Raw genomic sequence first — 17,848 nt, 5'->3', positions numbered from 1 at the left:
CCTCAGCCTTCCTGGATGCCGTCGATGCCGTCGCGGAGCGTGGTCAGACCGTGCTGGATGAAGACGGGGACCAGGTCGCCGATGCGGTCGAAGCCGCGACCGACCGTCTGGCCCAGGGTGTAGCGGTAGTGGATGCCCTCGAGGATCACGGCGAGCTTGAACCAGGCGAACGCCGTGTACCAGGACACCGCCGAGACATCGCGGCCCGACCGCTCGGCGTACCGCTCGATCAGCTCGCGGGGTGAGGGGTGGCCGGGGGCCTCGGCGGTCGTGGAGACCGGGGAGTCGGGCATCCCGAGCGGCATGCCGTACATCACCAGCAGGCCCAGGTCGGTCAGCGGGTCGCCGAGGGTGGACATCTCCCAGTCGAGGATGGCCTTGATCCGGTCGTCGGTGCCGATCAGCACGTTGTCCAGGCGGTAGTCGCCGTGGATCACGGTCGCGGCGGGGGAGTCCGGCAGCCGGCGGCCCAGCGTCGCGTGCAGCTCGTCGATGCCGGCCAGGTCGCGGTTGCGGGAGGCGTCCAGCTGCTTGCCCCAGCGGCGCAGCTGCCGGTCGAGGAAGCCCTCGGGGCGGCCGAAGTCCTCCAGGCCCACCGAAGCGGGGTCCACCGCGTGCAGCCCGACGAGGGTGTCCACCAGGGACAGCACCGCGCCCCGGGTGCGCTCCGGGCCGAGCGGGGCCAGCTGGCCGGCCGTGCGGTACGGGGTGCCCTCGACGAACTCCATCATGTAGAACGGCGCCCCGAGCACCTCCTCGTCCTCGCACAGCAGCAGCGGGCGCGGAACCGGCACACTGGTCGGGTGCAGCGCGCTGATCACGCGGTGCTCGCGCTTCATGTCGTGCGCGGTGGCGAGGACGTGACCGAGCGGCGGGCGGCGTACGACCCAGCGGGAGGTGCCGTCCGAGACGGTGTAGGTGAGGTTGGACCGTCCGCCCTCGATCAGCCGGCCGGTCAGCGGACCCTGCGCCAGACCGGGCAGCTCGCGCTCGAGCAGGCCGCGCAGCCGGTCGAGATCGAGTCCGGGCGGATGGTCGGGGCTCATCGGTGCTCCTCGGGACGGGTGAACGTGACCCGACTTATGATGCCGACCAGTCGGTATGCCGTCCAGAGGGGCGCCCCAACGTGATCGGTCCCACGTCACGGCGGCAGCTCCCCGGGCGGAGCGCCGGGGAGCTGCGGGGTCTGTGGGGCCGGTCGTGCGCCGGTGGGCTCAGTGGTCGTCCCAGTGGCCCTCGTGCGCCGCGTGCCGGTGCCCGTCGTGCAGATAGTCGACGTGGTCGCCGTGCAGGACGCTCTCGTGCCCGCAGCCCTCGCCGTGCCGGTGGGTGTGCTCGCCGTGCGGGACGTGCTCCTCGCTGACGCACTCGTCCCAGTGGCCCGCGTGCTCGCGGTGCAGATGCCCGTCGTGCGCGTAGTCGGTGTGGTCGCCGTGCGGCACCGGGGTGTGCCCGCAGCCGGGACCGTGGGCGTGCGGATGGGCGGCGGAGTGTGCGACGTGCTGGGTGGTCATGGTGCTCACCTTCGGGAGGTGCGGGATCCGACGGCGCCCAGGCTGCCACGCGAACGGCGCATATCAGGGCATTCCGCTTGCGCGGCGAGGTGCCGCCCCGGAGGGTCGGACCCATGAAGGGCATCAGCTACTCACGCTACGGCGGGCCCGATGTGCTCGCATACGGGGAGGTCGACGACCCCCGGGTCGGCCCGGACTCCGTGCTGGTCAAGGTGCGGGCGGCGGCGGTCAACCCGGTCGACTGGAAGTGCCGCGAGGGTCATCTGGACCAGCTGATCGAGCCCGTCTTTCCGGTGGTGCCGGGCTGGGACGTCTGCGGTGTCGTCGTCCAGCCCGGACTCGCCGTCACCGAGTTCCTCGTCGGCGACGAGGTCATCGGCTACGTCCGCCAGGACGTCCTCGCGCACGGCACCTTCGCCGAATACGTCGCCGCGCCCGTGCGCACCCTCGCGCGCAAGCCCCGCAACCTCACCTGGGAGGAGGCGGCCGGACTGCCGCTCACGGGCCTGACCGCCTACCAGGTGCTCACGAAGACCCTCCAGGTCAGACGGGACGAGACCATCCTTGTGCACGCGGCGGCCGGTGGGGTCGGCTCCCTCGCCGTCCAGCTCGCCCGGCACGCGGGCGCCCGGGTGATCGGCACCGCGAGCCCCGGCAACCACGACTTCGTACGCGGACTCGGCGGAGAGCCCGTCGCGTACGGGGACGGGCTGGCCGAGCGGGTCCGGGGGCTCGCGCCGGAAGGGGTGACCGCCGTGTTCGACACGGTCGGCGGCGACGCCCTGAAGATCTCGGCCAACCTGCTGGCCCCCGAGGGACGCCTGGTCTCCATCGCCGACCCCGACGTCGTCGACTACGGGGGCCGCTACCACTTCACCCGCCCCGACCCCGACGACCTGTTCCGGCTCTCCGAACTGGCCGAACAGGGCGTCGTCTCGGTCCGCGTCGCCCGCACGCTCCCCCTGGACCGGGCGGCCGAGGCCCACCGCCTCAGCGAGGAAGGCGGAACCCCCGGCAAGATCGTGGTGACGGTGGACTGGGAAACCGTCATGCCGACGTAGCAGCGGGCAGTCGTGCCGCCGGGGCGGCGCGGGTGGGCGCAGTGGCAGCCGTCCGCGGCTCGGGTCAGCCGTCCGCGCTGCCCCGAGCCGCGGACGGCCTCACAGCAGCAGCCCCGCCCCGCACACCGCCAGCGCCACCGTCACCACAACCGTGGCCGTCGCGTGGCGCGGGGCCAGGGCCCGGGGCTCGGAGAACGCGGCCAGCAGCCGGATCCGGCGGTGGGCGAGCGCCAGGAACCCCAGCCACAGGACACAGCACAGGGCACCGCCGACCGCCCCGCTCACCGAGACCCCGCCCCGCAGCGCGCTCTTCGCGGCGAGCACGGCGGCCACCGTGGCCGCCAGCGTCGTCCGCCGCCACGCCAGCCGCGTCCGCTCGGGCTGGAGCCCGGGGTCCCGTACGGGCCCGGCCGCCGGCCCGCCGCTCATGTGTCCCACCCGACGAGCACCACGAACACCATGGCCACGGCCACCAGCGCGACCACGACCCCGAGCAGCGCCGGGAACCGCGACACCGGAAGGTCCTCGCCCCGGCGCATCGCCCGCTCGCAGCGCACCCAGTGGTTCACCGCGCGCAGCGCGCACAGCACCCCGGCGGCCAGCAGCGCGAGCGCCAGTCCGACCCGCCAGCCCCAGCGCAGGTCGGGCAGGAACTGGTCCACCGCGAAACCGCCGCCGACCAGCGCCAGCGCGGTCCGCAGCCAGGCGAGGAAGGTGCGCTCGTTCGCCAGCGAGAACCGGTAGTCGGGCGTACCGCCCTCCTGCCGGATCCGCTCCGGCGCGAACCACAGCCGGACGTTGCGCACGAGTTCGATCACACGCACGACCCTAACCGGGCGCCGGTCCACCGGCGCGGCCGGTTCCGCCCGCGGGCCGCCCGCAGGTCAGCGGCCCGCCCGGTGCGCCCGCAGCCGCTCGTACGCCGCCAGGCCGTCCGGCACCCACGGCCACTCCGGGAGCCGCCGCTCCAGCTCCTCGTCGGTCAGGAAGCCGTGCCAGGCGACCTCCTCGACCTGGGGGTCCACCGGCGGCGCGCAGCGCACCTCGTACACCGCCGACCACCAGGTCTGCCCGGCGCCGTCGTCGTAGAGGAACTTGAAGAGGAACACGGGCCGGGGCAGGCCGCTCACGCCGAGTTCCTCCTCGGCCTCGCGCAGCGCGGCGTCGTCGTACGACTCGCCCGCGCCGACCACGCCGCCGACGAACATGTCGTAGTGCGAGGGGAAGACCAGCTTGGTGGGGGTGCGCCGGTGCACGAAGAGCCGGCCTTCGGCGTCCCGGGCCTCGATGAAGACGCAGCGGTGACGCAGCCCCCGGGCGTACGCCTCACCGCGCGGGGCCCGCCCGACGACCCGGTCCCGCTCGTCGACGATGTCGAGGATCTCGTCAGCAGCGCTCATGGGGCCATCCAAGCAGGGGCCCCCGGGTAAGCAGGAGGGGCCCCCGAGCAAGCAGGAGGGCCCCCGAGGACTGCGGCGGGTCAGCTCAGCGGAGCCGGGACCACGGCCGCCGCGCGCTTGGTCTGCTGCGCGCCGCACGGCATGGCCTGGTGCGTGCCGAGCAGGATGATGCCGACGACGATGCCCGCGAGGCCCGCCGACTCCCACGCCAGTGCGCCCGCGTCGGTGCGCAGCCGGTCGCCGAGGAAGCCCACCCCGCACAGGATGCCCGCCAGCGGCTGGGCCGCGGTCAGCGCGGGCAGGGACATGCGCAGCGACGCCGTCTCGAAGGCGCTCTGGACGAGCACCAGACCGGTCAGGCCGAGCGCGACGATGGCGTACGGCTGCCAGCTGGTCAGCACCGCGGAGAGGCCGCCGTCCGCGAACCGCTCCCCGGTCATCCGGGTCAGGGCGTCCTGGACGCCGTAGAGAAGCCCCGCGGCCGTGGCGAGCAGGGCGGGGCCGGCGTTGAGCCGGGAGCGTTTCGCGTACCCCGTCAGCAGCAGGGCCGCCCCGACCATGACGCCGATGATCAGCCACTGCCGGAACGAGTCGCCGCTCGCCGAGCCGCCGTGGGGCTGCCCGGCCACGATGAACGCCGTCACACCGCCCGCGAGCAGCGCGAGGCCCGCCCAGCCCTGGCGGCCGAGGGGCTGTTTGGTCTGGCGGCGGGAGAGCATGAGCGCGAAGAGGAGGTTCGTGGCGAGCAGCGGTTCCACGAGGGAGACCTCGCCCTGGCCCAGCGCCGCTGCGCCGAGCGCCATGCCGACCACCATCAGACCGATGCCGCCGAGCCAGCGCGGGACCTTCATCAGGTCGAGCAGCAGCCGGGGGGAGAGATAGTCGTTGAGCGGCGCCCGCTGGGCGACGTTCTGCTGGAGCACGAAGCCGAAGCCCAGACAGGACGCGGCGGCGATGGCGAGTATGAGGATCTGGAGCGACACGCTGCGTACCTCGATCATCCTGCCGGGGGAGGGGGACGGGGTGCGTAGAGGCCGACTGTAGCGACCTCATTCCCGGCATGCGCGTCCTGCAAGTGTGAGGGACCGGGTACCCCGCCGCCATGACCTACGCCACACACTCCCATCAAATCGTGCCAATCCGGACACCCCCCTAGTAACAACTACCCCACAGATCACGCCAGTTGACGCGTGTAACACGCCGACGACTCTTGACGAGGACCCTTGGTGGAGGGTTTGCTGTGCGTGACCACACGATGACAGCCCACGACGCGCTCCCAGGACCCAGACCGGTGTCCCCACCCCCACCCCCCCTCGGCCGCGGCCGCAAGCGCTCCGGCCACACCTTCGACGCGGCACTGGACGACGCCGAGCTCGCCGCCGCCCGTACCGCCCTCTCCCAGGGCCGTTGGCAGACGGTCCGCTCCCTGCTCGCCCGGACGGGCGACGACTGGGACCGCAGAGGACACCGTGTGACCGTCCTCGCCGTCGAGCCCTACTGCGCCGCCTGGACCCGTGACTGGCTGCTCGCCGAGCCCGACTCCGGCGACGCGGCCGTCCTGCTCGCCCACGCCCAGGTGCGGCTCGCGCTGCGCGGGAAGGAGAAGCCGCCCCGCGCCCGTGAGGCCTGCCGTACGGCCGCCGCGCGCCTGCCCGCCGACCCCACCCCCTGGCTGGGCCTGCTCATGCTCGAGAGCGCTCTCGGCACCGAGCCGGAGATGTGGCACTGCTTCGCCGAGATCCGCGCCCGGTACGCCGACCACCACCACGCCCACCATCTGGTGGTCGCCCGGCTCGCCGAGCAGCGGACCGCCGACGGCCCCCTGCACGCGGTGTACGACTTCGCCCTCGACGCCGCGCAGCGGGCCCCCGCCGACTCCCCGCTCGCCGTCCTGCCGGTCGTCGCCCACACCGAACGCTTCCGCGTCCTCGCGGCGACGGGCCACGAACCCCGGGACGCGGCCGCCTCCGGGCACTGGACCGGCCGCCGGGCCCGGCAGGTGATGCGCTCCGCCTTCGACTGGTGGCTGGAGTGGGAGCAGGAGGGCCACCCCCGCCGGCTGATCGACCTGAACTTCCTCGCCCACGCCAAGGTCTGCGAGGGCCGGGGCGCCGAGGCCGCCGCGCTGTTCCACCGCATCGGCGACCACGCCACCCCCTCACCGTGGTCGTACCCCGACCGCGACCCCTACTCCGCCTTCCGCGCCGCCCGCGACACCGCGCTCGGCACGGTCTGAGAGCGGCGGAACCCCATCCAGGACACACCCAGGGCCACCCGACCGACGAAGGACGGACATTCGATGACGACGGGCAGTTCCAGCACCAGCAGCGCCACCGCCGACAGCGGCGGGATCAGTACGTTCAAGGGGCAGGACCGCGCCCTGCGCGCCGACCGGCTGGGCACCACCGGCCTGCTGCTCTCCGTCCTCGCCGCGACCGCGCCCCTCATGGTCGTCGCGGGTGTCATGCCCACGACCTTCGGGGTGATGGGGATCCTCGGACAGCCGCTGCTGTTCGTCATCCTCGGCCTCGTCCTCGCCCTCTTCAGCGTCGGCTACGCCGAGATGAGCCGGCACGTCCACAACGCGGGCGCCTTCTACGCCTACATCTCCCGCGGCCTCGGCGGCACGGCCGGCGCCGGTGCCGCGACGGTCGCGCTCGTCGCCTACAACGCCCTCCAGGTCGGCATCTACGGCATCTTCGGCTTCGAGGTCTCCGGGCTCTTCGCCACCTACCTCGACCTCGAGATCGCCTGGTGGATACCGGCACTGCTCGCCGCGCTCGCCGTCGGCGCGCTGGGCTGGCTCAAGATCGACCTCAACGCGCGCGTGCTCGGTGTCCTGCTGGTCATCGAGGTCGCCCTCGTCGTCATCTTCGACGTCGCCGCGATCGCCGACCCCGCCAAGGAGGGCCTGTCGCTGCACGCCTTCAATCCCGACACCCTCACCGGCGCCGGCATCGGCACCGCCCTGTGCTTCTGCGTCGCCGCGTTCCTCGGCTTCGAGCAGGCGCCCGTCTACGCCGAGGAGACCAGCCGCCCGCACGTCCTCGTGCCCCGGGTGATGTTCCTGGCCATCGGCGGCATCGCGGTGTTCTACACGGTCAGCTGCTGGGCGTACACCGTCGCCACCGGGCCCTCCGCCGTCGTCGGCACCGCACAGGAGCAGAGCGCCGGCATGCTCTTCTTCCTCACCGAGGACCTCATCGGGGAGACCTTCACCGACGTCCTGCACGTGCTGTTCGTGACCGGCATGTTCGCCGCCATGCTCAGCTTCCACAACGTCGTCGCCCGCTACGCCTTCGCCATGGGCCGCGAGGGACTGCTGCCCGCCGCGTTCGGCCGCACCAGCGGAGCCAGCGGCGCCCCCGGCACCGGCTCCCTCCTGCAGACCGGGGTCTCCGTCCTCGCCGTCGCCGCCTTCGCGCTCACCGACGACAAGCCGGCCGGCGACCCCACCGCGCCCGTCCTGCACCTCTTCACCTGGATGGGCAGCCTCGGCGCGCTCGGCGTCACCGCCCTGATGGCCGCCGCCTCGGTCTCCGTGATCGCCTTCTTCGTCCGGCGCGGTGCCGTGGCGGCCCAGTTCTGGCGGCTCGCCGCCTCCGCGCTGTCCGTCCTGGCGCTGCTCTTCATCGTCGTCTACACGGTCAAGGACTTCGACGTCCTGATCGGCGCGGGACCCGGCTCCGCCCTGGCCTGGATCCTGCCCTCGGTCATCCTCCTCGCGCTGGCCGCCGGGGTGGTCCAGGGCCTGCTGCTGCGCTCCCGCGCCCCCGAACGGCACGCCCGCATCGGGCTCGGCAACGAGGCGTTCCAGCTCGACAAGGCCGCGGAGGACACCCCATGACGGCCGCCCTCCGCGAGAGATGACGGAACTCTGACGAACACCCGCGATCCCTGGCCCCGCCCGGGCCGCGGGTGTTCGAATGAGAAGGTGAACCCCGAACAGCCCGGCGCCCCCGAGGACGACGGCGAGGAACAGGGCAGGCCCGTCGGCCGCCGCGTGCTCCTCGGCACCCTCGGACTCGGCGTCCTCGGCGTGGTCACCGCGCCCACCCTGCAACGCGGCCTGGAGTCCTTCCTCGCCGGAGCGTCCGACAAGGACCCCACCGGCCTGACCGACCTGCTGCCCAACGGCGGCGGCTTCCGCTACTACTCGGTCACCTCCTCCGTCCCCCGCAAAGGCGCCACCGACTACCGCCTGACCGTCGGCGGCCTCGTCGACCGCCCCCGCTCCTACTCGTTGGCCGACCTGCGGGCCCTCCCGCAGACCCGGCTGGTCCGCGACGTCCAGTGCGTCACCGGCTGGCGGGTCCCCGCCACCCCCTTCGAAGGCGTACGGCTGTCCGAGCTGCTCGACGCCGCCGGAGTGCGCCCCGGAGCAGGCGCCGTGCGCTTCACCTGCTTCGACGGCGCCTACTCCGAGAGCCTCACCCTCGACCAGGCCCGCCGCTCCGACGTCCTGGTCGCCCTGCGCATGCGGGACGAGGACCTGAGCCACGCCCACGGCGGCCCCGCGCGCCTCTACGTCGCCCCCATGTACTTCTACAAGTCCGCCAAGTGGCTCTCCGGCATCACGGTCACCCGGGACGTGCGGCCCGGCTACTGGGAGGAGCGGGGCTACGACGTCGACGCCTGGGTCGGCGGCTCGAACGGACGGGACGATGACCCCACGACTTGACACACCGCGCCCGGCCACCGACGTCCGACGCTTCACCCCGGCCGCACGCCGGGTCCACCGGGCCACCGCCGCGCTGATGGGTGTGTGCGTGGTGACGGCGGCCTGCCTCTACGTCCCGCAGCTCGCCGAGCTCGTGGGCCGCCGCGAACTGGTGGTCCGCGTCCACGAGTGGTCGGGCCTCGCCCTGCCGGTGCCCGCCCTGGCCGGCCTCGCCTCCCGCGCCTTCCGCCGCGACCTGCGCCTCCTCAACCGCTTCGGCCCCCACGACCGGACCTGGCTCCGCGCCGCCCTGCGCCGCGACCGCCGCCACGGCTCCCGCCCCGCGGGCAAGTTCAACGCCGGCCAGAAGATCTACGCCAACTGGCTCGCCGGCGCGACCCTGGTGATGCTCGGCACCGGCCTGCTGATGTGGTTCACCGACCTCACCCCACTGCGCCGGCGCACCAGCGCCACCTTCGTCCACGACTGGCTCGCCCTCACCCTGGGCATCGTCCTGGCCGCCCACATCGGCATGGCCCTGGCCGACCCAGAAGCCCGCCGAGGCCTACGCACAGGCCTGGTCACCCGCGCCTGGGCCGACCGGGAACACTCCTTGTGGCGCCCGTGAGGCCTCGCCCGCGGCAGCCGTAGCACGCCCCCGCGCGGCCTATCGCCCGGTCACGTCCAGCGACCCCAGCCCGGGTGCCTCACCCCCGGCCGGTCGCTCCGTCTCGCCCTCCTGGGCGGGGCCCGCGTCGGGGGCCGGGTCCGGGCCGGTGGGCGCGGTCGGTGGGGGCGGGACCGTGAAGGCCTGGGGGAGGCGGACCTCGGTGCCGCCGTACCGGACGGTCACGTCCGCCGTGCCCGGGTCCAGCGCCGGCACCACGACGGACAGGACCACCGTGCCGCCGCCGCGGGGGCCGAGGAGCGGGGCGCCCGGCACCTGGCGGCCGCCCACCGTCACCGTCACCGCCCCCGGCAGCTCGGCCGGGTCGAAGTACGGGTCCGTCAGCTCGATGCCGATCACGTCGGCGGGGCGTGCCGTGCCGTCGCCGCCCGTGTCGACCCCGGTGATCCGGTAGCCGCACGCCGGGGTTCCGCCCGCCGAGGGGCGCAGCCGGACCGTGGTGCCGGGGTTGCGCCGGTGGAAGTCGAGGAGGCCGCCCAGTACGGCGTAGGCGGCGCGTCCTTTGCAGGACTGGACCGCACCCGCCAGGGCCGCGTGGTCCCGGCTCGCCTGTTCCCAGTCGCCGCCCTCGCCCCGTACGGCCAGACAGGCGGAGGACAGGGCCCGCAGCAGCGTCCACTCGTCGCCGGCCGCCCCCTCCGGGGCACCATTCAGAGCGGTGCCGCACGCGGCGGGGTCCCGGAGCCGGTCGTAGGCGCTCGCCGGGTCGGCGGTGCCGTCGGCGTCGGGTGAGCCGGGGCCGGGCGGCAGCCAGGCCGGTGCCGCGACGCGGGTCGGGGACGGGGCTGGCGCGGGATCCGCGGAGCGGCGTACCGAACCGCCGCCCGCGACGGCACCGGGGACACCGGTGAGCGCGGGTGCGCCGATGTGCCCGTCGGGGCGCTGACGGGCCGCGGGGGAGGAGGAGGGCGAGGCCGGACTCGTAGAGGGCTCGGCCGTCACCGCCGGACCGCCACCGCCCCCGCCGTCCGCGCGGTCGCCGCCCGTGTCCGTGAAGGCGGCGGCGGCCACCGCCACCGCGCCGACGAACAGCAGCCCCGAGATGCGCATCCCGAGGGAAACCGCCATGACACCCCCCCCGACGTCCGTGCCCCCGACGGCCGCGGCGGCCTCCGGGGGATCACCACATCATCGGTGTCTTCGCGCTCCGGGGGAAGTCATGAAGACGTCGGGAGCAGGCCCACCCGCCCCTCGACACCGGTGACGCCGTGTCGAGGAGCGGGTGGGGCCCGAGTCGCCGTACCGCTACAGGATGAGCGAGAGCAGCAGGACCGTGCCGCCGGCCACGACCGAGATGATCGTCTCCATGACGGACCAGGTCTTGATGGTCTGGCCGACGTTCAGCCCGAAGTACTCCTTCACCAGCCAGAACCCGGCGTCGTTGACATGGCTGAAGAACAGCGAGCCGGCGCCGATGGCCAGGACGAGCAGGGCCGTGTGCGTGGTCGACATGTCGGCCGCGAGCGGGGCGACCAGACCGGCCGCGGAGACCGTCGCCACCGTCGCCGAACCCGTCGCCAGCCGGATCGCCACCGCGATCAGCCAGGCCAGCAGCAGCGCGGGGATCGACCAGTCCTTGGAGATGTCCAGGACCATCTGGCCCACACCGGTGTCGATCAGCGTCTGCTTGAAGCCACCGCCCGCACCGACGATCAGCAGGATGCCCGCGATCGGCGCGAGGCCCTTCTCGACCAGCGGCGAGATGCGCTCCTTGCCGAACCCGGCCGGCGCCAGCAGCGTGAAGATGCCGACGATCACGGAGGCGAGCAGGGCGATCAGCGGCGAGCCGACGACGTCGAAGACCCGCTGGACGGTGTTCTCCGGGTCGTCCACGACGATGTCGACCAGCGCCTTGGACAGCATCAGGACGACCGGCAGCAGGATCGTCGCCAGGGTGGCGCCGAAGCCGGGACGCTTCTTCAGGTCCTCGGTGACACGCTGCGGGATCATCCGCTCCGGCGCCGGGACGTCCACCCAGCGCGCGGCGAACTTCGAGAACACCGGACCGGCGATGATCACGGTCGGTATCGCGACCAGGACACCGAGGGCCAGCGTGACGCCCAGGTTGGCGCCGACCGCGTCGATCGCGACCAGCGGACCGGGGTGCGGCGGGACCAGGCCGTGCATCACGGACAGACCGGCCAGCGCCGGGATGCCGATACGCATCAGCGAGTAGTTGCCGCGCTTGGCGACCATCAGCACGACGGGGATCAGCAGGACGACGCCGACCTCGAAGAACAGCGGCAGTCCGATCACGGACGCGATCAGCACCATCGCCCACGGCATCGAACGGCCGCCGGTCTTCGCGAGGATCGTGTCGACGATCTGGTCGGCGCCCCCGGAGTCGGCGAGCATCTTGCCGAGGATGGCGCCCAGGGCGATCAGTACGCCGACGCCCGCCACCGTGGAGCCGAGGCCGGTGGTGAAGCTGGCGATGACCTTGTCCAGCGGTGCCCCGGCGATCGCACCGAGCACCAGCGACCCGAGGGTCAGGGACAGGAAGGCGTGGAGCTTGAACTTGGTGATGAGCAGCACGATGACGGCGATGCCCAAGAGGACGGCGACACCGAGCTGAGCGTGTCCCGCCGAGGTGATGGGCTCGACGGGGTCCGCTGCCAGCATCTCGACGCTGAGTCTGGTCACGGGGATTTCCCTTGCAGGTACGGGGGGTGGGGAGGGGAGGGTTACGCGGTCGGCTCGGGGAGCGCCGACAGAGCCCTGGCGGCCCGTTCGGTGATCTCCTCGGGGGTACCGGCCACATCCACGGCGACTCCCGCCTCGTCCTCCTGGAGCGGCTGGAGGGTGGCGAACTGGGAGTCGAGCAGCGCGGTCGGCATGAAGTGCCCCTGCCGGTGCGACATCCGGTCCTCGATCACCGCGCGGTCACCCGCGAGGTGCACGAACACGACGTCCGGTGCGGCGGCCCGCAACCGGTCGCGGTACGAGCGCTTCAGCGCCGAGCAGCTGACCACTCCGCCGAGCCCGGCCCTTCGGTGCGCCCAGGCGCCGATGGCGTCGAGCCACGGCCACCTGTCGTCGTCGTCGAGCGGAGTGCCGGCCGACATCTTGGAGATGTTGGCCTCGGAGTGGAAGTCGTCGCCCTCGGCGTAGGGAACGCCGAGACGGGCCGCGAGCAGGGGACCGATGGTGGTCTTCCCGGTGCCCGCGACGCCCATGACCACGACGACATGGGGGGTGTTCATCGCTGCCTCACTGTCTGTCCTCGTCGACACGTGATGTCGACCGACACTGAAACCCATTAGGTACGACTAATCAAGAGTGTGTGACATATAAGTCTGACTTTTTGTTCCCGTGATCCGGCCCGTACGCTGAGTGCATGAGCACAACGGGCCGGGGGCTGCACGGCCGAGTACTGGACTCCCTCGGCCCCGCGATCACCGCGGGCGAGTACCCGCCGGGCAGTGTCCTGCGTACGGACGAACTCGCCCAGCGCTTCGACGTCTCACGCTCCGTGATGCGCGAGGCGGTACGCGTCCTGGAGTCCATGCACCTGGTCGAGTCCCGCCGCCGCGTCGGCGTCACCGTCCGCCCCAAGGCGGAGTGGAACGTCTACGACCCCCAGGTCATCCGCTGGCGGCTGGCCGGCGCCGACCGCCCCCACCAGCTCCGCTCGCTCACCGTGCTGCGCTCCGCCGTCGAACCCGTGGCCGCGGGCCTCGCCGCCAAGCACGCCACGGCCGAGCAGTGCGCCGAACTCACCGAGTGCGCCCTCGGCATGGTCGCCCACTCGCGCGGCCACCAGCTGGAGGGCTATCTCTTCCACGACGTCGCCTTCCACCGCGTCATCCTCAACGCCTCCGGCAACGAGATGTTCGCCCGGCTCGGCGACGTCGTCGCGGAGGTCCTGGCCGGCCGCACCCATCACGAGGTCATGTTCGAGGACCCCGACCCGGCGGCGGTCACCCTGCACGTCCAGGTCGCCGAGGCGGTCCGCGAGGGCGACGCCGTCCGCGCCGAGCACCTCACCCGCGAGATCACGGTCGGCGCCCTCCAGGAACTCGACATCCTGGCCCCGTAGCCGCCCTAGTCCAGGAACTCCCCGTCCACGTACACCCAGGCACCGTCCACCCGCTCGAACCGGCTGCGCTCATGCAGCGACCCGCCGCGGTACGACGCCCGGAACGTCACCGTCCCCGTGGTGTGGAACGCCGAGCCGTCCGTGGCCCCGAGGATCTCCAGGCCGGTCCACCGCATCCCGGGATCCAGCTCCAGCCGCCCCGGCCGCGTCCGCGGATGCCAGGTGCGCAGCAGATACGGCACATCGCCCCGCACGAACGCGCTGTACCGCGACCGCATCAACGCCTCGGCGGTCGGCGCGGCGCCCGCACCGGAGTGGAACCGCCCGCAGCACGCCTCGTAGGAACCGGAAAGCCCACACGGACACCCGCCCGTGGACCGGGACGGGGAGGCGGGACGAGCGGCACGTCGGGACATGGCCCCCATTGTGCCGGGGCCGCCGCGGGCACGCGGAACCGCCCCGGAACGACGAACAGCCCCTCACCAGGAGGGGCTGTCCGATCTGTGTCCGAGGGGGGACTTGAACCCCCACGCCCGATAAAGGGCACTAGCACCTCAAGCTAGCGCGTCTGCCATTCCGCCACCCGGACAAGGTGTCTGTCGCGCGGGTCTCCCTCGCGGCGACAGAGAAAACACTACCAGGCTTTCGAGGGGTCCCCGATCACCCCCCGGGGCGGCGTGAACGGCGTGTGACGAGGCGCGGCCGGTCTTGGGCCGCGCCCGGCGGAGAGAGAGGATGAGGGGGACCCACCAGCAGTGACACCGCGGGAGGAAGCAGCGTGAGCGAGACGGACACGACCAGGAACGTCACCGGCGAGGACGAGGTCGTGGACCTCTGCCGCGAGCTGATCCGCATCGACACCAGCAACTACGGCGACCACTCCGGCCCCGGCGAGCGCGCGGCGGCCGAGTACGTCGCCGAGAAGCTCGCCGAGGTGGGTCTGGAACCGAAGATCTTCGAGTCGCACCCGGGACGCGCCTCCACCGTGGCGCGCATCGAGGGCGAGGACCCGTCCCGGCCCGCCCTGCTCATCCACGGACACACCGACGTCGTACCGGCCAACGCCGACGACTGGACGCACCACCCGTTCTCCGGTGAGATCGCCGACGGCTGTGTGTGGGGGCGCGGCGCCGTCGACATGAAGGACATGGACGCGATGACCCTCGCGGTCGTCCGCGACCGGCTGCGCAGCGGCCGCAAGCCCCCGCGGGACATCGTCCTCGCCTTCCTCGCCGACGAGGAGGCGGGCGGCACCTACGGCGCCCGGTTCCTCGTCGACAAGCACCCCGACCTCTTCGAGGGCGTCACGGAGGCCATCAGCGAGGTCGGCGGATTCTCGTTCACGGTGAGCGAGGAGCGGCGGCTCTACCTGATCCAGACGGCCGAGAAGGGCATGCACTGGATGAAGCTGACCGTGGCCGGCACCGCCGGGCACGGCTCGATGATCCACCGGGACAACGCCATCACCGAGCTGTCGGAGGCCGTCGCCCGCCTCGGCCGCCACAAGTTCCCCGTCCGGGTCACCAAGACCACCCGCGCCTTCCTCGACGAGCTCGGCGACGCGCTCGGCACCGAGCTCGACCCGGAGGACATGGAGGGCACCCTCGCCCGGCTCGGCGGCATCGCGAAGCTCATCGGCGCCACCCTCAGCAACACGGCCAACCCCACCCAGCTGAACGCCGGCTACAAGGTCAACGTCATCCCCGGCGAGGCCACCGCCCACGTCGACGGCCGCTTCCTGCCCGGACACGAGGAGGAGTTCCTGGCCGACCTCGACCGCATCCTCGGCCCGAACGTGCGCCGCGAGGACGTGCACGCCGACAAGGCCGTCGAGACCGGCTTCGACGGAGCCCTCGTGGCCGCGATGCAGTCCGCGCTGGTCGCGGAGGACCCGGCGGCCAAGGCCATCCCGTACATGCTCTCCGGCGGCACCGACGCCAAGTCCTTCGACGACCTCGGCATCCGCGGCTTCGGTTTCGCCCCGCTGAAGCTGCCCCCGGAGCTGGACTTCGCCGGCATGTTCCACGGCGTCGACGAGCGCGTCCCGGTCGACGGCCTGCGGTTCGGCGTGCGCGTGCTCGACCGGTTCATCGACGCCTCGTAGACGCCTCGCAGGACGGCCCCTAATTCGTCCAGGCGTACAGCATGTGATCTCAACGGGTGAACACGCTCATAGGGTCGTAGCTCTATTCACCGCTCCTCGTTACAGGTGATGCGATCAGCAAGTGAGATCGCATTGCCAACAAGGAGGAACAATGATCAAGAAGGTCGTCGCTGCTGCGGCTGCCACCGGTGGGCTGGTTCTCGCGGGCGCGGGCCTGGCCGTTGCCGACTCCGGTGCCCAGGGTGCCGCCGTGCACTCCCCGGGCATCCTGTCCGGCAACGTCGTTCAGGCTCCGATTCACGTCCCCGTGAACGTCTGCGGCAACACGGTCTCCGTGATCGGGCTGCTGAACCCCGCCTTCGGCAACACCTGCATCAACAAGTGACGTTGTGTCTCGCCCTGTGACCAGGGCTGAGCCGTCGGCCGATCTCCCGACGTGTCCTCTCGGAACAAGGTCGAAGGCAGGTATTCAGCAATGCGACAGGTCACCCGCAAGGGCCTGATGACCGTGGCGGCGGCGACCGGGGTCATCGCGGCCGCGGGCGGCGCCGCGCACGCCACCGGCTCGGGTGCGCACGGCTCCACGTCCCACTCGCCCGGCGTGCTGTCGGGCAACACGGTGCAGGCGCCGGTGCACGTGCCGGTCAACGTCTGCGGCAACACCGTCAACGTGGTGGGCATCCTCAACCCCGCGATGGGCAACAGCTGCGCCAACCAGGGCGGCTCCGGCGCCGAGGCCGACGGGCACGCCAGTGACTCGCCGGGTATCGGCTCCGGCAACCACGTCCAGGCGCCGGTGCACGTACCGGTCAACGTCTGCGGCAACACGGTCGACGTCATCGGCATCGGCAACGCGGCCGAGGGCAACGACTGCGCCAACGGCGGCGGCCACCAGAACCCGCCCGGTTCGCCCGAGGAGCCGGGCAACCCCGGCAACCCGGGGACTCCGGGCAACCCCGGGAACCCTGGTGAGCCGGGCAACCCTGGCAACCCCGGTGAGCCGGGCAACCCGGGTGAGCCCGGCAACCCGGGGGAGCCCGGCAACCCCGGTACGCCCGAGGAGCCGAACACCCCGGGCGGCGGCTCGCACGGCAACCAGCCGGGCGCCCACTTCGTCACCCAGCCCCAGGGCGGCGCCGAGCTCGCCGCGACCGGCAGCGACCTCCCGATGGGCCTCGTCCTGCCCGTCGGCGCCGGCGCGCTGCTCGCGGGCGCGGTCCTGTACCGCAAGGCCCGGCAGTCGGCATGAGGCCCAAGGTCCAGGGCCAGGGCTAGGGACCAGGTTTTAAGAGACCGGCGCGAACACAGCGGGCCCCGTCCATGCGGGGCCCGCTTCGATTGTCCGTCTTGTCGGATCCGTCCGGTCTGGATCGTCTTGGCTTGATCCGTCTTTTCTGTGATTCAGGTCACCAGGTGGCCCGCACCTGGCGAATGATCCGGCGACGCAGCCGCACCCTGCGGCTGCCGTCGCGCAGCAGACTCAGGCGGTCCAACTCCCAGTGTCCGTACTCGGCATGGTCCGTCAGCAGTCGTGTGGCGTCCTTGCGGGAGACCCCGCGCGGCACGTACACGTCGACAAATTCGTATTCCGGCATCGCATCTATTGTGCGGGCTGGGGCCCGGTACGGATAGCGTCTGCACTATGTCTGATGCTGTGCAGCCCACCGCTGCCGAGGTACGCGCCGCCGCCGAGGCTGTCAAGACCGCGCTCGACCGCCACCTGGCGGCCGTCGAACGCCGGTCGGGTGAGGACGACCCTGCCGTCTACGAGGCGTTCAACGAACTGGCCGCCGCCGCCGAGGTCTACGACGAGCTGCTCTACGACCGCTACGACGAGGTCACCCCGTTCGAGATCCCCGGCGCCGAGGACGCGCTGCCCCCGTACACGGGCCCCGAGGAGCCGAGCGCGGTGAGCGTGTTGATCCGGCGCGACTACTCCGTGGTGGAGCCGCAGCGGCTGCGGGCCCAGGCCGAGCGGATCGAGGCGGCGGACTTCGAGGACGGCGCGGACACGGAGGCCTCGGGCACCGTGCACGGAGCGCTGGGGGTGCTGTTCGGCGAGTTCGAACCGGACGAGATCGCTTCCCGGCACAAGGAGTTCGGCCTGGAGGAGGGCGACTCGACGCTCTGGGTGATCGCGTCGGACGAACAGGCCGACCCCGGCGAGTGGCTTGAGGCGCCCTTCGAGGGCGCCGACCCGCAGCGGGTGATCTGCCGCTTCGACGTGAGCACCGTCTTCGACGACGACCTGGACGACGTCGATGTCGACGACGAGGACGACGACGAGGTCGAATCGGTCGAGGTCGAAGCGGTCGAGGACGACGAGGTCGAGCCCTTGGACGCGGACCGGCGCTGACGGACACCCCGCGATACCCCGCACAG

At 72.4% G+C, this 17,848-nt stretch carries 21 protein-coding genes and 1 tRNA gene; 10 read left to right on the top strand and 12 right to left on the bottom strand.

Going from position 1 to position 17,848, the window contains the following annotated elements; translation table 11 throughout:
- Positions 1-2: 2 nt before the first annotated feature.
- Both KBY32_RS29375 and KBY32_RS29370 read right to left on the bottom strand, forming a co-directional pair.
- Complete coding sequence (locus KBY32_RS29375) at positions 3-1,046, bottom strand: phosphotransferase family protein (protein WP_055622832.1); 1,044 nt, start codon at positions 1,044-1,046, stop codon at positions 3-5.
- Positions 1,047-1,214: 168 nt separating this feature from the next.
- A complete protein-coding gene (locus KBY32_RS29370; protein WP_210982229.1) occupies positions 1,215-1,514 on the bottom strand; it encodes a hypothetical protein in 300 nt (99 codons plus the stop codon).
- Positions 1,515-1,627: 113 nt separating this feature from the next.
- Here KBY32_RS29370 and KBY32_RS29365 point away from each other — a divergent pair, with 113 nt between their 5' ends.
- Positions 1,628-2,575, top strand: a complete 948-nt coding sequence (locus KBY32_RS29365; protein ID WP_210982228.1) for an NADP-dependent oxidoreductase — start codon at positions 1,628-1,630, stop codon at positions 2,573-2,575.
- A 99-nt stretch (positions 2,576-2,674) separates the two neighbouring features.
- Here KBY32_RS29365 and KBY32_RS29360 read toward each other — a convergent pair whose 3' ends face one another.
- The 4 genes from KBY32_RS29360 to KBY32_RS29345 all read right to left on the bottom strand — a co-directional run bounded on the left by KBY32_RS29360 (position 2,675) and on the right by KBY32_RS29345 (position 4,958).
- Positions 2,675-3,004: a DUF202 domain-containing protein gene (locus tag KBY32_RS29360; RefSeq protein ID WP_210982227.1), complete on the bottom strand. Its 330-nt coding sequence runs from the start codon at positions 3,002-3,004 to the stop codon at positions 2,675-2,677.
- A complete protein-coding gene (locus KBY32_RS29355; protein ID WP_055622955.1) occupies positions 3,001-3,393 on the bottom strand; it encodes a YidH family protein in 393 nt (130 codons plus the stop codon). The genes KBY32_RS29360 and KBY32_RS29355 overlap by 4 nt, the downstream gene beginning before the upstream one ends.
- Positions 3,394-3,459: 66 nt before the next feature.
- Entirely contained in the window at positions 3,460-3,975 is a 516-nt protein-coding gene (locus KBY32_RS29350) for an NUDIX hydrolase (protein WP_210982226.1), read from the bottom strand.
- Between the two features lie 80 nt (positions 3,976-4,055).
- Complete coding sequence (locus KBY32_RS29345; RefSeq protein WP_115506305.1) at positions 4,056-4,958, bottom strand: DMT family transporter; 903 nt, start codon at positions 4,956-4,958, stop codon at positions 4,056-4,058.
- A 308-nt stretch (positions 4,959-5,266) separates the two neighbouring features.
- Between KBY32_RS29345 and KBY32_RS29340 the strand changes: the two genes are divergently transcribed.
- The 4 genes from KBY32_RS29340 (at position 5,267) to KBY32_RS29325 (ending at position 9,263) form a co-directional block, all read left to right on the top strand.
- Positions 5,267-6,211, top strand: a complete 945-nt coding sequence (locus tag KBY32_RS29340; protein ID WP_210982225.1) for a hypothetical protein — start codon at positions 5,267-5,269, stop codon at positions 6,209-6,211.
- Positions 6,212-6,274: 63 nt separating this feature from the next.
- Positions 6,275-7,822 (top strand): APC family permease, encoded by a 1,548-nt coding sequence (locus tag KBY32_RS29335; RefSeq protein WP_210982224.1) that lies wholly within the window; start codon positions 6,275-6,277, stop codon positions 7,820-7,822.
- 87 nt (positions 7,823-7,909) lie between these two features.
- On the top strand, positions 7,910-8,656 hold the full coding sequence (locus tag KBY32_RS29330; RefSeq protein ID WP_210982223.1) for a molybdopterin-dependent oxidoreductase: 747 nt from the start codon (positions 7,910-7,912) through the stop codon (positions 8,654-8,656).
- Positions 8,640-9,263, top strand: a complete 624-nt coding sequence (locus tag KBY32_RS29325) for a cytochrome b/b6 domain-containing protein (RefSeq protein ID WP_210982222.1) — start codon at positions 8,640-8,642, stop codon at positions 9,261-9,263. Before KBY32_RS29330 ends, KBY32_RS29325 begins: the two co-directional genes overlap by 17 nt.
- A 39-nt stretch (positions 9,264-9,302) precedes the next feature.
- Here the strand turns inward: KBY32_RS29325 and KBY32_RS29320 are convergent, their stop codons facing one another.
- The 3 genes from KBY32_RS29320 to KBY32_RS29310 all read right to left on the bottom strand — a co-directional run bounded on the left by KBY32_RS29320 (position 9,303) and on the right by KBY32_RS29310 (position 12,526).
- Positions 9,303-10,391, bottom strand: a complete 1,089-nt coding sequence (locus KBY32_RS29320; protein WP_210982221.1) for a hypothetical protein — start codon at positions 10,389-10,391, stop codon at positions 9,303-9,305.
- Positions 10,392-10,568: 177 nt separating this feature from the next.
- The gene (locus KBY32_RS29315) at positions 10,569-11,966 is read right to left on the bottom strand and encodes a GntP family permease (RefSeq protein ID WP_210982220.1); all 1,398 of its coding nucleotides are present in this window, start codon (positions 11,964-11,966) and stop codon (positions 10,569-10,571) included.
- A 41-nt stretch (positions 11,967-12,007) separates the two neighbouring features.
- Positions 12,008-12,526: a gluconokinase gene (locus KBY32_RS29310; protein ID WP_055622843.1), complete on the bottom strand. Its 519-nt coding sequence runs from the start codon at positions 12,524-12,526 to the stop codon at positions 12,008-12,010.
- A 134-nt stretch (positions 12,527-12,660) separates the two neighbouring features.
- Between KBY32_RS29310 and KBY32_RS29305 the strand changes: the two genes are divergently transcribed.
- Entirely contained in the window at positions 12,661-13,362 is a 702-nt protein-coding gene (locus KBY32_RS29305) for a FadR/GntR family transcriptional regulator (protein WP_055622844.1), read from the top strand.
- A 5-nt stretch (positions 13,363-13,367) separates the two neighbouring features.
- Here KBY32_RS29305 and KBY32_RS29300 read toward each other — a convergent pair whose 3' ends face one another.
- Together KBY32_RS29300 and KBY32_RS29295 are read right to left on the bottom strand one after the other, a co-directional pair.
- Positions 13,368-13,778, bottom strand: a complete 411-nt coding sequence (locus tag KBY32_RS29300) for a YchJ family protein (protein WP_210982219.1) — start codon at positions 13,776-13,778, stop codon at positions 13,368-13,370.
- An 88-nt stretch (positions 13,779-13,866) separates the two neighbouring features.
- A tRNA-Leu gene (locus KBY32_RS29295) sits at positions 13,867-13,951 on the bottom strand.
- Between the two features lie 189 nt (positions 13,952-14,140).
- Here KBY32_RS29295 and KBY32_RS29290 point away from each other — a divergent pair.
- The 3 genes from KBY32_RS29290 to KBY32_RS29280 all read left to right on the top strand — a co-directional run bounded on the left by KBY32_RS29290 (position 14,141) and on the right by KBY32_RS29280 (position 16,715).
- On the top strand, positions 14,141-15,466 hold the full coding sequence (locus tag KBY32_RS29290; protein ID WP_055622846.1) for a M20/M25/M40 family metallo-hydrolase: 1,326 nt from the start codon (positions 14,141-14,143) through the stop codon (positions 15,464-15,466).
- A gap of 151 nt (positions 15,467-15,617) precedes the next feature.
- Entirely contained in the window at positions 15,618-15,851 is a 234-nt protein-coding gene (gene chpH, locus KBY32_RS29285) for a chaplin ChpH (RefSeq protein WP_055622847.1), read from the top strand.
- 90 nt (positions 15,852-15,941) lie between these two features.
- The gene (locus KBY32_RS29280) at positions 15,942-16,715 is read left to right on the top strand and encodes a chaplin family protein (RefSeq protein ID WP_210982218.1); all 774 of its coding nucleotides are present in this window, start codon (positions 15,942-15,944) and stop codon (positions 16,713-16,715) included.
- A gap of 157 nt (positions 16,716-16,872) precedes the next feature.
- On the opposite strand, the gene KBY32_RS29275 is transcribed toward KBY32_RS29280, so the two are convergent.
- The gene (locus KBY32_RS29275; RefSeq protein ID WP_005485166.1) at positions 16,873-17,061 is read right to left on the bottom strand and encodes a DUF5703 family protein; all 189 of its coding nucleotides are present in this window, start codon (positions 17,059-17,061) and stop codon (positions 16,873-16,875) included.
- Between the two features lie 47 nt (positions 17,062-17,108).
- On the opposite strand from KBY32_RS29275, the gene KBY32_RS29270 reads away from it, so the two are divergent.
- Positions 17,109-17,822: a hypothetical protein gene (locus KBY32_RS29270; protein ID WP_210982217.1), complete on the top strand. Its 714-nt coding sequence runs from the start codon at positions 17,109-17,111 to the stop codon at positions 17,820-17,822.
- Positions 17,823-17,848 lie beyond the last annotated feature (26 nt).

It is taken from the genome of Streptomyces sp. RK62, assembly GCF_018070255.1.
In the GTDB taxonomy this organism is placed as follows: Bacteria; Actinomycetota; Actinomycetes; order Streptomycetales; family Streptomycetaceae; genus Streptomyces; species Streptomyces nigra.
This window is presented reverse-complemented; position numbering and strand designations above follow the sequence as displayed.

Coding starts and splice junctions, on each gene's coding strand:
- KBY32_RS29375 (WP_055622832.1), bottom strand. CDS start 1,046: ATGAGCCCCGACCATCCGCCCGGACTCGATCTCGACCGGCTGCGCGGC.
- KBY32_RS29370 (WP_210982229.1), bottom strand. CDS start 1,514: ATGACCACCCAGCACGTCGCACACTCCGCCGCCCATCCGCACGCCCAC.
- KBY32_RS29365 (WP_210982228.1), top strand. CDS start 1,628: ATGAAGGGCATCAGCTACTCACGCTACGGCGGGCCCGATGTGCTCGCA.
- KBY32_RS29360 (WP_210982227.1), bottom strand. CDS start 3,004: ATGAGCGGCGGGCCGGCGGCCGGGCCCGTACGGGACCCCGGGCTCCAG.
- KBY32_RS29350 (WP_210982226.1), bottom strand. CDS start 3,975: ATGAGCGCTGCTGACGAGATCCTCGACATCGTCGACGAGCGGGACCGG.
- KBY32_RS29335 (WP_210982224.1), top strand. CDS start 6,275: ATGACGACGGGCAGTTCCAGCACCAGCAGCGCCACCGCCGACAGCGGC.
- KBY32_RS29325 (WP_210982222.1), top strand. CDS start 8,640: ATGACCCCACGACTTGACACACCGCGCCCGGCCACCGACGTCCGACGC.
- KBY32_RS29320 (WP_210982221.1), bottom strand. CDS start 10,391: ATGGCGGTTTCCCTCGGGATGCGCATCTCGGGGCTGCTGTTCGTCGGC.
- KBY32_RS29310 (WP_055622843.1), bottom strand. CDS start 12,526: ATGAACACCCCCCATGTCGTCGTGGTCATGGGCGTCGCGGGCACCGGG.
- KBY32_RS29305 (WP_055622844.1), top strand. CDS start 12,661: ATGAGCACAACGGGCCGGGGGCTGCACGGCCGAGTACTGGACTCCCTC.
- KBY32_RS29300 (WP_210982219.1), bottom strand. CDS start 13,778: ATGTCCCGACGTGCCGCTCGTCCCGCCTCCCCGTCCCGGTCCACGGGC.
- chpH (WP_055622847.1), top strand. CDS start 15,618: ATGATCAAGAAGGTCGTCGCTGCTGCGGCTGCCACCGGTGGGCTGGTT.
- KBY32_RS29280 (WP_210982218.1), top strand. CDS start 15,942: ATGCGACAGGTCACCCGCAAGGGCCTGATGACCGTGGCGGCGGCGACC.
- KBY32_RS29275 (WP_005485166.1), bottom strand. CDS start 17,061: ATGCCGGAATACGAATTTGTCGACGTGTACGTGCCGCGCGGGGTCTCC.
- KBY32_RS29270 (WP_210982217.1), top strand. CDS start 17,109: ATGTCTGATGCTGTGCAGCCCACCGCTGCCGAGGTACGCGCCGCCGCC.